The following is a 13,251-nucleotide window of genomic DNA, read 5'->3' as shown; positions in this document are numbered from 1 at the left end:
TTGGCGATGAGCTGCAGGCCGAAAGCTTCAAGCAACAGGCTTTGGAGCGGTCCGAACCGTGCTCTGCCTCTTCACTTGCAGCTTAAAGCTTGCGCTTGGCGCTTAAATGTTTGCCCCAAGCCCCCCCAGTGGGCGAAAATGGCCGCCTTTTTTCGTGATACCACCTCTTCAAGCCCCCTAGGAGATCAGCGATGCCCAGCCGTCGTGAACGTGCCAACGCCATTCGTGCCCTCAGCATGGATGCCGTGCAAAAGGCCAACAGCGGCCACCCAGGTGCCCCGATGGGCATGGCGGATATCGCCGAAGTGCTTTGGCGCGACTACCTGAAGCACAACCCGAGCAACCCGAATTTCGCCGACCGTGACCGCTTCGTACTGTCCAACGGCCACGGTTCGATGCTGATCTACTCGCTGCTGCACCTGACCGGCTACGACGTCACCATCGATGACATCAAAGGCTTCCGCCAGCTGCACAGCCGCACCCCTGGCCATCCGGAATACGGCTACACCCCAGGCGTGGAAACCACCACCGGCCCGCTCGGCCAAGGGATCGCCAACGCCGTGGGCTTCGCCCTGGCCGAAAAAGTGCTGGCTGCCCAGTTCAACCGTGACGGCCACAACATCGTCGACCACAACACCTATGTGTTCCTCGGCGATGGCTGCATGATGGAAGGCATCTCCCATGAAGTCGCCTCGCTGGCAGGCACTCTGGGCCTGAACAAGCTGATCGCCTTCTACGATGACAATGGCATCTCCATCGACGGCGAAGTGCACGGCTGGTTCACCGACAACACCCCGGCGCGCTTCGAAGCCTACAACTGGCAGGTGATCCGCAACGTCGACGGCCACGATGCCGAAGAAATCAAGATGGCCATCGAGACCGCCCGCAAGAGCGATCGCCCGACCCTGATCTGCTGCAAGACCATCATTGGTTTCGGCTCGCCGAACAAGCAGGGCAAGGAAGATTGCCACGGTGCACCGCTGGGCAACGACGAAATCGCCTTGGCCCGTAAAGAACTGAACTGGAACTACGGCCCGTTCGAAATCCCTGCCGACATTTATGCCGAGTGGGATGCCAAGGCCGCTGGCGCCAAGGCCGAAGCCGAGTGGAACCAGCGTTTCGACGCCTACGCCAAGGCCTACCCGGAGCTGGCTGCCGAGTTCAAGCGCCGTGACAGCGGCGAGCTGCCGGCCGACTTCAGCGAGAAGGCCCAGGCCTACATCAACGAAGTGGCTGCCAAAGGCGAAACCATCGCCAGCCGCAAGGCCAGCCAGAACGCCCTGAACGCCTTTGGCCCGCTGCTGCCGGAGTTCCTCGGTGGTTCGGCGGACCTGGCCGGCTCCAACCTGACCCTGTGGAAAGGTTGCAAGGGCGTCGAAGCCAATGATGCCAGCGGCAACTACGTGTTCTACGGCGTGCGCGAGTTCGGCATGACCGCCATCATGAACGGCGTTGCCCTGCACGGTGGCCTGGTGCCTTACGGCGCGACCTTCCTGATGTTCATGGAATACGCCCGCAACGCCGTGCGCATGTCGGCCCTGATGAAGCAGCGCGTGATTCACGTGTACACCCACGACTCCATCGGTCTGGGCGAAGACGGCCCGACTCACCAGCCAATCGAGCAGCTGACCAGCCTGCGCAGCACGCCGAACCTGGACACCTGGCGCCCGGCCGACGCAGTGGAATCCGCCGTGTCCTGGAAAAACGCCCTGGAGCGCAAGGATGGCCCTTCGGCGCTTATCTTCTCGCGTCAGAACCTGCAGCACCAGGCGCGCGATGCCCAGCAGATCGCCGACATCAGCCGTGGTGGCTATGTGCTCAAGGACTGCACCGGCGAGCCGGAGCTGATCCTGATCGCCACCGGTTCCGAAGTGGGCCTGGCTGTTCAGGCCTTCGACAAGCTGACCGAGCAAGGCCGCAAGGTGCGTGTGGTTTCCATGCCGTGCACCAGCGTGTTCGATGCCCAGGACGCAGCCTACAAGCAGTCCGTGCTGCCGCTGGAAGTCGGTGCGCGCATCGCCATCGAAGCTGCCCACGCCGACTTCTGGTACAAGTACGTTGGCCTGGAAGGTCGTATCATCGGCATGACCACTTACGGTGAGTCGGCGCCGGCTTCGGCACTGTTCGAAGAGTTCGGTTTCACCCTGGAGAACATCCTCGGTACAGCCGAAGAGCTGCTGGAAGACTGATTTAAAGATCTGCGGGCGGTGTCGCCCTCATTCGCGGGCAAGCCCGCTCCCACAGAGGTTGCATGAAACCCTGTGGGAGCGGGCTTGCCCGCGAATGCCACACCGCAAATTCCGCAGGCTGACGACAAACGAACTGTCTCGTGAGCCCCGAATGCCCCACCTGCGTCCCTACAAAGTTGCACTCAACGGTTATGGCCGTATCGGCCGCTGTGTCCTGCGCGCGCTGTTCGAGCGGGGGGCAAAGGCCGGTTTCGAGATCGTCGCGCTGAACGATCTGGCCGATCAGGCCAGCCTGGAATACCTGACACGCTTCGACTCCACCCACGGGCGTTTTCCCGGCGAGGTCAAGGTCGACGGCGACTGTCTGCATATCAATGGCGACTGCGTGAAGGTTATGCGCAGTGCCACCCCCGAAGGCATCGACTGGGCTGCGCTGGGCATCGACCTGGTGCTGGAGTGTTCCGGTGCCTATAACACCCGTGCCGATGGCCAGCGTTTTCTCGACGCCGGTGCGCCAAGGGTGCTGTTCTCGCAGCCCATGGCCAGTGAGGCCGACGTTGACGCCACGGTGGTCTACGGCATCAACCAGGCCTGCCTTACCGGCAGCGAGCGCCTGGTGTCCAACGCTTCGTGCACCACCAATTGCGGTGTGCCGCTGCTGCGTGTGCTGGATCAGGCGTTCGGCATCGAATATGTGCAGATCACCACCATCCACTCGGCGATGAACGACCAGCCGGTGATCGATGCCTATCACCACGAAGACCTGCGCCGCACGCGTTCGGCCTTCCAGTCGGTGATTCCCGTGTCCACTGGCCTGGCGCGTGGCATCGAGCGCCTGCTTCCGGAACTTGCCGGGCGAATCCAGGCCAAAGCGGTACGTGTACCGACCGTCAACGTCTCGTGCCTGGACATCACTCTGCAGACCGCCCGCGACACCACTGCGGCCGAAGTCAACCGAGTGCTGCGCGAGGCCGCGCTGGACGGCCCGCTTAAAGGCTTGCTGGCCTACACCGAGTTGCCGCACGCCAGCTGTGATTTCAACCACGACCCGCATTCTGCGATCGTCGATGCCAGCCAGACTCGTGTTTCCGGCCCCCGCCTGGTAAACCTGCTGGCCTGGTTCGACAACGAATGGGGTTTTGCCAACCGTATGCTCGACGTTGCCGAACACTTTTTGCACGTCGTTCACCCAACCCGCAACAAACAGCCCTGAAGGACTGCATTCATGACCGTGTTGAAGATGACCGACCTCGATCTGCAAGGTAAGCGCGTACTGATCCGCGAAGACCTCAACGTGCCTGTGAAGGACGGTGTGGTAGCCAGCGACGCACGTATCCTGGCAGCGCTGCCGACCATCAAGCTGGCCCTGGAGAAGGGCGCAGCGGTAATGGTCTGCTCACACCTGGGCCGCCCGACCGAAGGCGAATTTTCTGCCGAGAACAGCCTCAAGCCGGTCGCCGATTACCTGAGCAAGGCCCTGGGTCGTGACGTGCCGCTGGTTGCCGACTACCTGGACGGTGTCGCGGTACAGGCCGGTGATCTGGTGCTGTTCGAGAACGTGCGCTTCAACAAGGGCGAGAAAAAGAACGCCGACGAGCTGGCGCAGAAATACGCTGCCCTGTGCGACGTATTCGTCATGGACGCTTTCGGCACCGCACACCGCGCCGAAGGTTCGACCCATGGCGTCGCCAAGTTCGCCAAGGTTGCCGCTGCCGGCCCGCTGCTGGCAGCCGAACTGGATGCCCTGGGCAAGGCCCTGAAGGCCCCGGCCAAGCCAATGGCGGCCATCGTTGCCGGCTCCAAGGTATCCACCAAGCTGGACGTGCTGAACAGCCTGAGCAGTGTTTGCGACCAGTTGATCGTTGGTGGCGGTATTGCCAACACCTTCCTGGCCGCTGCTGGCCACCCGGTCGGCAAGTCGCTGTACGAGGCTGACCTGGTCGACACCGCCAAGGCCATTGCGGCCAAGGTCAGCGTGCCGCTGCCAGTCGACGTGGTGGTTGCCAAAGAGTTCGCCGAGAGCGCCGAAGCTACCGTCAAAGCCATTGCCGACGTAGCTGCCGACGACATGATCCTGGATATCGGCCCGCAAACTGCGGCCAACTTCGCCGAGCTGCTGAAGTCGTCGAAAACCATTCTGTGGAACGGTCCGGTGGGCGTGTTCGAATTCGATCAGTTCGGCAACGGCACCAAGGTACTGGCCAAGGCCATCGCTGACAGCGCCGCGTTCTCTATCGCCGGTGGCGGTGACACCCTGGCAGCCATCGACAAATATGGCGTCAGCAAGGAAATCTCCTACATTTCTACCGGTGGTGGCGCCTTCCTCGAGTTCGTCGAGGGCAAGGTCCTGCCAGCTGTCGCAATCCTGGAAGAGCGGGCCAAAGCCTGATGACGTCGGCGCTTGGCAAAGGGAGTGGCCTGGTGGTCAAGCAATTGCCTGTGATGATGCTGGCCGGTCTGCTGAGCGCTTGTGCTGGCAGCCCGGCCTCGGATGCCGACCCGGCGCGATCGCACAAGGGCGGATGCTACCAGTCCGAATGGCAGGCCGAGACTGTGCCGGTCATCAGCAAGCGCGTGGGCCCGGAAGGCCTGGAAAAGTACGACGAAGACCACCAGCGCAAGGCGCCGGGTTGCCCTTGATCGGGTAATAGGCAACCTGAAGGTTGATTTGTGGTCTTGAAGAAGGGCTGCACAGCAGCCTCAAATCGAGGAAACTGAATGAAAGCGCTTTTGGCCGTGTCGGCCTTGGCGACACTGGCAGGATGCTCACTGCTGCAGCCGGCGCAACCCGCCCCGGCAGACAACTGGACCCGTTGGGTCTGCGACACCCAGGCTGAGGTGCTTTGGCGCTTTGCCGATGCCCAGCGCGACCAGGTTGATGTACGCCTTGGCGGCGGTGATCAGGTCTATCGGCTCAAGGCTGAACCGGGTGCTTCGGGTGCGCTTTACAGCGATGGCATGCTGGCCTTCCACACCAAGGGCGAAGAAGGCCTGGTGTACTGGGTGGCAACCAACGATCTGATTGGGCGGGGTTGCAAGGCACCGTGACTGGCCGGGCCGCGAGGGTGGCCCACACTACTTGAACAGCAACCGCCCCTGCGGCAGGCTTGCACGAAACAAACGACGCTTGTCGGGAGAGAGATACACAATGGCACTCATTAGCATGCGCCAGATGCTGGACCACGCCGCCGAGTTCGGCTACGGCGTTCCAGCTTTCAACGTCAACAACCTCGAGCAGATGCGCGCCATCATGGAAGCGGCCGACAAGACCGACTCTCCGGTGATCGTCCAGGCTTCGGCCGGTGCCCGCAAATACGCCGGTGCCCCGTTTCTGCGCCACCTGATCCTGGCTGCCATCGAAGAGTTCCCGCACATTCCGGTGTGCATGCACCAGGACCACGGTACCAGCCCTGACGTCTGCCAGCGCTCGATCCAGCTGGGCTTCAGTTCGGTGATGATGGACGGCTCGCTGGGTGAAGACGGCAAGACCCCGACCGACTACGAATACAACGTCCGCGTTACCCAGCAGACCGTTGCCATGGCTCACGCCTGTGGCGTTTCGGTTGAAGGCGAGCTGGGCTGCCTGGGTTCGCTGGAAACCGGCATGGCCGGTGAAGAGGACGGGATCGGCGCCGAAGGCGTGCTGGATCACAGCCAGATGCTGACCGACCCGGAAGAAGCCGCCGACTTCGTCAAGAAGACCCAGGTCGACGCCCTGGCGATCGCCATCGGTACCAGCCACGGTGCCTACAAGTTCACCAAGCCACCAACCGGTGACGTGCTGGCCATCGATCGCATCAAGGAAATCCACAAGCGCATTCCCAACACCCACCTGGTGATGCACGGTTCGTCCTCGGTACCGCAAGAGTGGCTGGCGATCATCAACCAGTACGGCGGCGACATCAAAGAAACCTACGGTGTACCGGTCGAAGAAATCGTTGAAGGCATCAAGCATGGTGTGCGCAAGGTCAACATCGATACCGACCTGCGTCTGGCGTCTACCGGTGCCATGCGCCGTCTGATGGCGCAGAACCCGAGCGAGTTCGACCCGCGCAAGTTCTTCGGTGAAACCATCAAGGCCATGCGCGACGTGTGCATCGCCCGTTACGAAGCTTTCGGCACCGCTGGCAATGCCTCGAAGATCAAGCCGGTCTCTCTGGAAGGTATGTACCAGCGTTATCTGAAAGGTGAGCTGGCCGCCAAGGTCAACTGATCGACAGATAACACTGAAAAACCCGCAGCGATGCGGGTTTTTTATGGGCGATGAAAGCCTGCACGTAATGTCGGCGGATCGACCGTTAGTCGGCTAACGTACAGTTTAGCCACTGATAGCGTTCTGATTGCATTGCGTGTTGCAGCCTCAGGTCTAGAGTACTAATGGATCCAACCGTATTTTGAAGTCGGTCACATAACAGAGAAGCAGCATGGATGGCGCTTACCTTCAACAACAGCCACTGGATGGCAGCTCAGTTCTTCTGGTAGTAGACGACTACCCCGAGAACCTCATCAGCATGCGGGCCTTGTTGGCCCGGCAGGATTGGCAAGTATTGACGGCTAGCTCTGGGATTGAAGCCTTGAGCGCGTTGCTTGAGTACGAAGTCGACCTGGTGTTGATGGATGTACAGATGCCGGAAATGGACGGCTTTGAAGTCGCCCGGCTGATGCGCGGCAATCAGCGTACCCGACTGACCCCGATCATTTTCCTCACCGCCAACGAACAGTCCGAAGCGGCCGTGCTCAAAGGCTACGCCAGCGGCGCTGTGGATTACATGTTCAAACCGTTCGACCCGCAAATCCTCAAGCCCAAGGTCCAGGCTTTGCTCGACCAGCAGCGCAACCGGCGCATGCTGCAGCAGCTGAGTCGCGAGCTGGAGGCGGCCAGGGCATTCAATGCGTCCATCCTGGAAAATGCCGCCGAAGGCATTCTGGTGGTTGATGCCCATGGCATCATCAGTTTTGCCAATCCGGCCATTTCCCGTTTGCTGGCGGCACCGGTGCAACAACTGCAGGGCACCCAGTTGCTCGACGTTATGCAGCTGGGCAGTGCCAGCCTGTGGCGCGATTCGGACTTCTACAAGGCCTACCAAGGGCGACGGATCTTCCGCGTACACGATGCCCAACTGCGTATCCATGGAGGGGAAGCTGTGCCGGTGGCGCTGTCCTGTGCGCCGTTGCCGGCCGACCAGCAGGCCATGGTGGTGACCGTGCTGGACATGTCGGTGGTGCATGACTTGCACCAGCAACTGGAATATCAGGCCATTACTGACCCGCTCACCGGCCTGCTCAACCGCCGTGGTTTCTACCAGGCTGCTGAAGGTGCTCTGTTGCGCAACGAGCGCTCGGGCAAGGCGCAGGCGCTGATGTACATGGACCTGGATGGCTTCAAGCGCATCAACGACTCCCTCGGCCACGACGCTGGCGACCGGGTGTTACGCTGGGTGGCCGAGCAGCTCAAGGACTGCCTGGGCAGTGAGGCCTTGCTGGCGCGCATGGGCGGCGACGAGTTCACTGCACTGTTCGACAGCTTGCCCTACCCGGAGCAGGCCGGGCGTTATGCCGAACGGTTGCTCGAGCGTGTTTCCATCAGCCATGAGGTAGACGGGCTCGATGTGTGCCTTGGGGTCAGCATCGGTATTGCCACCTACCCTGACTGCGGCGCCAATGTCGAAGGCCTGCTACGTTCGGCCGATACAGCGATGTACGCAGCCAAGCAGGCTGGGCGTCAGCAATACCGCTTCTACGACCAGGAACTCAATGGACGGGCGCGCTCGCGGCTGATGCTCGAGGACAGCGTGCGTATGGCCATCGAGCAGCAGGACTTTACCTTGGTGTACCAGCCACAGGTAGCTTTCCACGATGGTCGCCTGCGTGGTTTCGAGGCCTTGCTGCGCTGGCAGCACCCCAGCGTTGGCGATGTACCGCCGGGGCTGTTCATCCCATTGCTGGAAGAAGCGCGCCTGATCAACCGCCTGGCCAGCTGGATCTACCGCCAGGGGGCCGCACAGCGGCAAGCCTGGTATGACCGCTTTCCGGCGGACCTTGTGCTCGGCATCAGCCTGAGCCGCGCGCAGTTCGTCATGCCTGGGTTGGTCGAAGAGCTGCAACGGGTCATCCAGCTTTACCAGCTTGTCCCGACGCAGTTGGAAGTGGAAGTGGCGGAAACCTCGCTTATGTATAACATCGATGCGGCTGTCAAGCAGATACACCGCTTGCGTGACCTGGGCGTGAGGGTGGCTCTGGATGACTTCGGTGCGGGGGACTGTTCGTTGCGCATGCTGCGCGACCTGCCTATCGATACCCTCAAACTCGACCGTCATCTGGTGGCACGGCTGCCCGATTCGGCGGTAGATGCTGCTTTGGTTCGCAGCGTGATCGGCCTGTGTGCCGACTACCGTATCACGGTGATCGCCGAGGGCGTGGAGACCCCGGCACAGGCAGCCTGGCTCAAGGCCAATGGCTGCGAATACGTTCAGGGCTTCCTGGTGGCTTATCCGATGACTGCTGCTGACGCCAGCGGCTTCCCGGCAATTTTCTCCTGGCCAGGGCCGTGATTGGCTAGAATCGGTATTCGTTACGCCGAATACAGCGCCATGACCGTACTACGTTACTTGCAAGCCTACCCCCCGCACCTGCAGGCGCAGGTGCGGCAGATGATCGACAGCGACCGCCTGGGTGAATACCTGCAGCGCCGTTACCCTGACCGCCATGACGTGCAAAGCGACAAGGCGCTGTATGGCTATGCCCAGGATCTACGCCAACAGTACCTGCGAAGTGCGCCAAACCTGGACAAGGTGCTGTTCGACAGCCGCCTCGACCTGACGCATCGGGCCCTGGGCTTGAATACGGCGGTATCGCGGGTGCAGGGCGGCAAGCTCAAGGCGAAGAAGGAAATCCGCATTGCCTCGCTGTTCAAGGAGGCCGCGCCACAGTTCTTGCGCATGATCGTTGTGCACGAGTTGGCGCATCTGCGCGAGCGAGATCACAACAAGGCGTTCTACCAGCTCTGCCAGCACATGGAGCCGGACTATCACCAACTGGAATTCGACCTGCGCGTCTACCTGACCTACCGGGAGCTGCCGGGCAACCTCTAAGGAACATGCAGCATGGAAGTAAGCAAGACCAAGAGCAGCTTCTACCGCCGCCTGTACGTGGCCTGGCTGATCGACAGCCAGACCGCGACCAGCGTGCCCGCCCTGATGGAGGCCACCGGCATGCCCCGTCGCACAGCCCAGGACACTATCGCCGCGCTGGCCGACCTGGACATCGTCTGCGAGTTCGAACAGCAGGAAGGCGCACGCAACCACGCCGGGCATTACCGCATCCATGACTGGGGGGCGATCGACAAGCAGTGGATCATCCGACACTTGCGGCAGATCCGCGAAGTGCTGGGCTACCCCTGATTTGAAAAGCTGGCGCGGTCCGTGGGGGCGGCCTCAACCCTTTCGCATTCCGATAGTCGCGATGCCGTCCACCAGAGACTCCCCGCTCACCACCGCAAACCCATGGCGGGCATAAAAATCCTGCAAATGCGCCTGAGCCGACAGATACACCGGCACCCCCGGCCAACCGTGCTCCGCCGCCTCCAGCCCTTTGAGCAGCAAGCTTTCCTCGAGCTTCAAACCTCGCGCTTGCGGTGATGTCACCAAGCGTCCGATCACCACATCCCCTCCTTGTGACTGCGGATCCAGTAGGCGCAGGTAGGCCACCAGCTTGTCTTCCTGCCAGGCCATAAGGTGCAAGGTATCGCCAGTCAGGTCCTGACCATCGACTTCCTGATAGGCGTGGCGCTGCTCCACCACGAATACCTCAGTGCGTAATTGCAAAATGGCATAGAGCTGCTCCTTGCCGAGGGCGGTGTGGTGCTTGCAGAGCCAGTCGATTGACATTGGCACGAACTCCTTGGATGGGGCTGGATCATCGCATGCTGCATGTGCTTCGGCCAAAATAGAGGCTAAATGACACTATTGGCCGCTGCCCTCGGTAACAGCTTTGTGTAATCTCACTGCCAGTGTTGCCCTCCATATGCGAAAGGACGTGAGCATGCGGCCACTGCTTTGTGTTCTGGGATTGCTGGCAACGATGCTGGCAACACCCGCCCTGGGTCGCGACAAGCTACGGCTGGTGGCTGACAACTGGCCACCGTTCACCGATGCCAAGATGCCGGGCGGCGGCCTTGCGACCTCCATCGTTACCACGGCGCTAGCCCGTGCCGGCTACGCCAGCGGCTATGAAGAGGTGCCGTGGGCGCGTGCGTTGCTGGGGGTAGGTGAAGGGCGCTACGACGTGCTGATCAATGCCTGGTACAACGATTCGCGCGCCAATATCGGGCAGTTCTCCAACGCCTACCTCAGTAATCGAATTCGGCTGCTGCAACGTAAGGGCGAGACGTTTAGCTACAAGCAGCAGTCTGACCTTTATCCCTACAGCATTGCTGTAGTGCGCGATTACGCCTATTCACCGGAATTCGACGGGGATCCCCGTCTGCACAAGGTGGCGGTGCGCAACTTTTCTTCTGCGGTACGCATGTTGGCGGCGGGGCGGGTAAGCCTGGCGGTGGAAGACGAGTACGTGGCCCGCTATAACCTGCAACGTGAGCCGCAGGAAGTACGTGATGGAGTGATGCTGGTGGAGCCGCCGCTATGGGAGAACACCCTGCATATTCTGGTCAGCCTGAAGCACCCGGAGCATAAGCGGATCGTAGAGCGCTTTGAGCAGGCGATTGCGGCGATGAAGGCGGATGGAAGCTATGCCCGGCTGCTGCGTCAGTATGGTTTTTGAGCGCAGCGGCCAGCACAGGCAATAAAACTATCAGGCCGGGGCACCTTCTTTGATCAGGTGTGCCGCCAGGGTCCGCAATGGCCCCAGCTGGCGGCATATCAACGCCAACTGCGTCTGCACCAACCGCTGATGCTCATCCAGATCTTCCGGCATCTGCTCCAGGGCATTGGCCAGCGCCTCTTCGCTATCACTGTGAATCGCCACCGGCAGCCGTGCGGCCAGGCCGTTGGCAATCTCGTCCAGGCTGTTGGCCAGGCTTTGCCCGGCGCCTTCGATCAACTGCTCCTGTACCTCCGCCGGCAACGCCGTGTCGCGGTGCGCGCCTAACCCCGAGAGGTAGCTGAGCAGGGTGTGCGACAGCACCAGGAAGCGAAAGCCAACGTCGGCTTCCTTACGGAAATGCCCCGGCTCCATCAGCATGTTGGCCAAGGTGGTGGACAGCGCCGCATCAGCGTTGTGGGCATTGCGCCGGGCCAGGCGGTAGGCCAGGTCGTCGCGCTTGCCGTGGGCATACTGCTGCATGATCTGGCGCAGGTAGACGCTGGCGCAGGCCAGGGTATTGGCCAGCGCCTTGTTCAGCCGTCGGCCCTGCCAGTCAGGCAGGAACAGGAATACCGCGAGGATGGCAATCAGGCTGCCCACCAGGGTATCGAACAGGCGTGGCAGGAACAGGCCGTAGCCATCGCCGATCTGGTTGAAGCAGAACAGCACCATCAGGGTGATCGCGGCAGTGGCCAGGGTGTAGCGGGTCGTGCGGTTGACGAAGAACACCACCCCGGCAACCACGGCGAACAATGACTGGATGACCGGGTTTGGGAAAAGGTCGAACAAGGCCCAGCCCACTGTCAGGCCAACGGCAGTGCCGAAGATTCGCTGCACCAGCTTGCGCCGGGTGGCCCCGTAGTTGGGCTGGCACACGAACAGCGTGGTGAGGATGATCCAGTAGCCCTGGGTCGGGTGAATCAGGTGCACCATGCCATAGCCGATCGACAGCGCCAGCGGCAGGCGCAAGGCATGGCGGAACAACAGCGAGGTCGGTGTGAGCTGGGTGCGCAGGCGCGTCCATACGTCCTTCAGCGAGCGTGGCGAGCGGTCGAGCAGGCTGCTGTCGCTGGCATCGGCCAGGCTGTCCGGGTTGCTGGCGGCACTGAGCAGGCGGTCCAGCGTTGCCAGGTTGGCAGCCAGCGCCCGCAGCGAGCGCAGCAGGCCGCGCCAGGCCGGGTTGCTTTGAATGCGCAGGTGTTCGAGCGAAGCGTTGAGGTCCTCGAGGGCTTCTGGATAACCGCTGGCCAGCACGAACGGTTGGCGCAGGCGGATCGAGCGGGCCAGCTCCTGGCAAGATGAGCCCTGCTTACGCAGCAGGCGCTGGCAGCGGAACATGACGTCACTGTGGAAAAACGCCTCGGTCAGAGCGTTGTAGGGGTAGTGCGAGGCACTGACACGCTCGTGGATGTCCTGGGCCAGGAAGTACAGCTTGAGGTAGCGGCTTACCTTCGAGTTTGGTTGGCTGTTGCCCACCCGGTGCAGGATGATTTCCTTGGCGGCGTTCAGCGCTGCCACCACCTTGCCGTTCTGCTGGGCCAGTTCCAGGCGCCGGGCCTCGACGTCGAGCGTGCGGACCGGTTCGAACAGGCTGGCCTTGAGCTTGAGGTAGCTGCCCAGCTCGAAGAACAGTTTGGCCAGGCTCTGTTGTACCGGCTGGTTGGAAAACAGCGCCTGCCACAGCACCGACAACAGCCCGTACCAGGCCGCACCTGCCACCAGCAGCAGCGGTTCGTGCCAGAAGTCGGTGACCTGGCCGCCGCGCTGGTCCACGCCGATCATGGTGTAGACCGCAGTGATCAAGGTGGCCGAAGCGATGGCGCCGTAGCGCTCGCCCAGCGCTCCGAGCATGGTCAGGCCAAAGGCGGCCAGGGCCAGGGCAATGACGAAGATCCAGGGGTAAGGGAACAGCAACTCGACCGCCAGTGCAGCGATGGCGAAACACACCAGGGTAACGGCCAGGGCGCTGAGGCGGCCCTGCCAGCTGTCGTCGGTTTCGGCCAGGGCGCTGGCGATGATGCCGAGGAACAGTGGAATCAGCAGGGCCATCTCGTTCTGGTACCAGCACAGGGCCAGACTGCCGGTGAGGGCAATGGTGACCCGGATGCTGTAGCTGAACTTGTCTTGGCCCCACAGGCGACGCAGTGACTGACGGAACGAGCTCGATGACATGATGGCCTGCCAGGCGGTGATCAGAAGAATACCTTTCAGGGCCGGTTATTGGGGCCGCTTCGCGTCCCTT

At 61.7% G+C, this 13,251-nt stretch carries 12 protein-coding genes; 10 read left to right on the top strand and 2 right to left on the bottom strand.

Going from position 1 to position 13,251, the window contains the following annotated elements:
- The first annotated feature begins 191 nt into the window (after window positions 1-191).
- From tkt to ACF8EA_RS01300, 9 genes are all read left to right on the top strand, one after another.
- Window positions 192-2,189 carry a transketolase gene (gene tkt / locus ACF8EA_RS01340; protein ID WP_338444322.1) on the top strand — a complete coding sequence of 666 codons (1,998 nt, stop codon included), beginning with the start codon at window positions 192-194 and terminating at the stop codon, window positions 2,187-2,189.
- Window positions 2,190-2,340: 151 nt separating this feature from the next.
- Window positions 2,341-3,402, top strand: coding sequence for an erythrose-4-phosphate dehydrogenase (epd, locus tag ACF8EA_RS01335; protein ID WP_021783779.1), 1,062 nt, complete (start codon window positions 2,341-2,343; stop codon window positions 3,400-3,402).
- Between the two features lie 12 nt (window positions 3,403-3,414).
- Complete coding sequence (locus ACF8EA_RS01330) at window positions 3,415-4,578, top strand: phosphoglycerate kinase (protein WP_392520987.1); 1,164 nt, start codon at window positions 3,415-3,417, stop codon at window positions 4,576-4,578.
- Entirely contained in the window at window positions 4,578-4,829 is a 252-nt protein-coding gene (locus ACF8EA_RS01325; protein WP_021783781.1) for a hypothetical protein, read from the top strand. The genes ACF8EA_RS01330 and ACF8EA_RS01325 overlap by 1 nt, the downstream gene beginning before the upstream one ends.
- Window positions 4,830-4,907: 78 nt before the next feature.
- On the top strand, window positions 4,908-5,237 hold the full coding sequence (locus ACF8EA_RS01320) for an MliC family protein (RefSeq protein WP_103469613.1): 330 nt from the start codon (window positions 4,908-4,910) through the stop codon (window positions 5,235-5,237).
- A gap of 100 nt (window positions 5,238-5,337) precedes the next feature.
- The gene (gene fba, locus ACF8EA_RS01315; RefSeq protein ID WP_021783783.1) at window positions 5,338-6,402 is read left to right on the top strand and encodes a class II fructose-bisphosphate aldolase; all 1,065 of its coding nucleotides are present in this window, start codon (window positions 5,338-5,340) and stop codon (window positions 6,400-6,402) included.
- A gap of 211 nt (window positions 6,403-6,613) precedes the next feature.
- Window positions 6,614-8,740, top strand: coding sequence for a putative bifunctional diguanylate cyclase/phosphodiesterase (locus tag ACF8EA_RS01310; RefSeq protein ID WP_392520986.1), 2,127 nt, complete (start codon window positions 6,614-6,616; stop codon window positions 8,738-8,740).
- 39 nt (window positions 8,741-8,779) lie between these two features.
- Entirely contained in the window at window positions 8,780-9,280 is a 501-nt protein-coding gene (locus tag ACF8EA_RS01305; RefSeq protein WP_003249394.1) for a M48 family metallopeptidase, read from the top strand.
- Between the two features lie 12 nt (window positions 9,281-9,292).
- Window positions 9,293-9,589: a helix-turn-helix domain-containing protein gene (locus ACF8EA_RS01300; RefSeq protein ID WP_003249396.1), complete on the top strand. Its 297-nt coding sequence runs from the start codon at window positions 9,293-9,295 to the stop codon at window positions 9,587-9,589.
- Between the two features lie 33 nt (window positions 9,590-9,622).
- Here the strand turns inward: ACF8EA_RS01300 and ACF8EA_RS01295 are convergent, their stop codons facing one another.
- Window positions 9,623-10,075: a GNAT family N-acetyltransferase gene (locus ACF8EA_RS01295; protein ID WP_338444320.1), complete on the bottom strand. Its 453-nt coding sequence runs from the start codon at window positions 10,073-10,075 to the stop codon at window positions 9,623-9,625.
- A 154-nt stretch (window positions 10,076-10,229) separates the two neighbouring features.
- Between ACF8EA_RS01295 and ACF8EA_RS01290 the strand changes: the two genes are divergently transcribed.
- Window positions 10,230-10,967: a transporter substrate-binding domain-containing protein gene (locus tag ACF8EA_RS01290; protein WP_338444319.1), complete on the top strand. Its 738-nt coding sequence runs from the start codon at window positions 10,230-10,232 to the stop codon at window positions 10,965-10,967.
- Window positions 10,968-10,997: 30 nt separating this feature from the next.
- Here ACF8EA_RS01290 and yccS read toward each other — a convergent pair whose 3' ends face one another.
- The gene (yccS, locus tag ACF8EA_RS01285; RefSeq protein ID WP_392520985.1) at window positions 10,998-13,181 is read right to left on the bottom strand and encodes a YccS family putative transporter; all 2,184 of its coding nucleotides are present in this window, start codon (window positions 13,179-13,181) and stop codon (window positions 10,998-11,000) included.
- Window positions 13,182-13,251: the final 70 nt, after the last annotated feature.

This window comes from Pseudomonas sp. YQ_5, assembly GCF_043103305.1.
In the GTDB taxonomy this organism is placed as follows: Bacteria; Pseudomonadota; Gammaproteobacteria; order Pseudomonadales; family Pseudomonadaceae; genus Aquipseudomonas; species Aquipseudomonas putida_Y.
The sequence above is the reverse complement of the archived record's forward strand: the minus strand, read 5'-3'. Positions and strand labels throughout refer to the sequence as shown.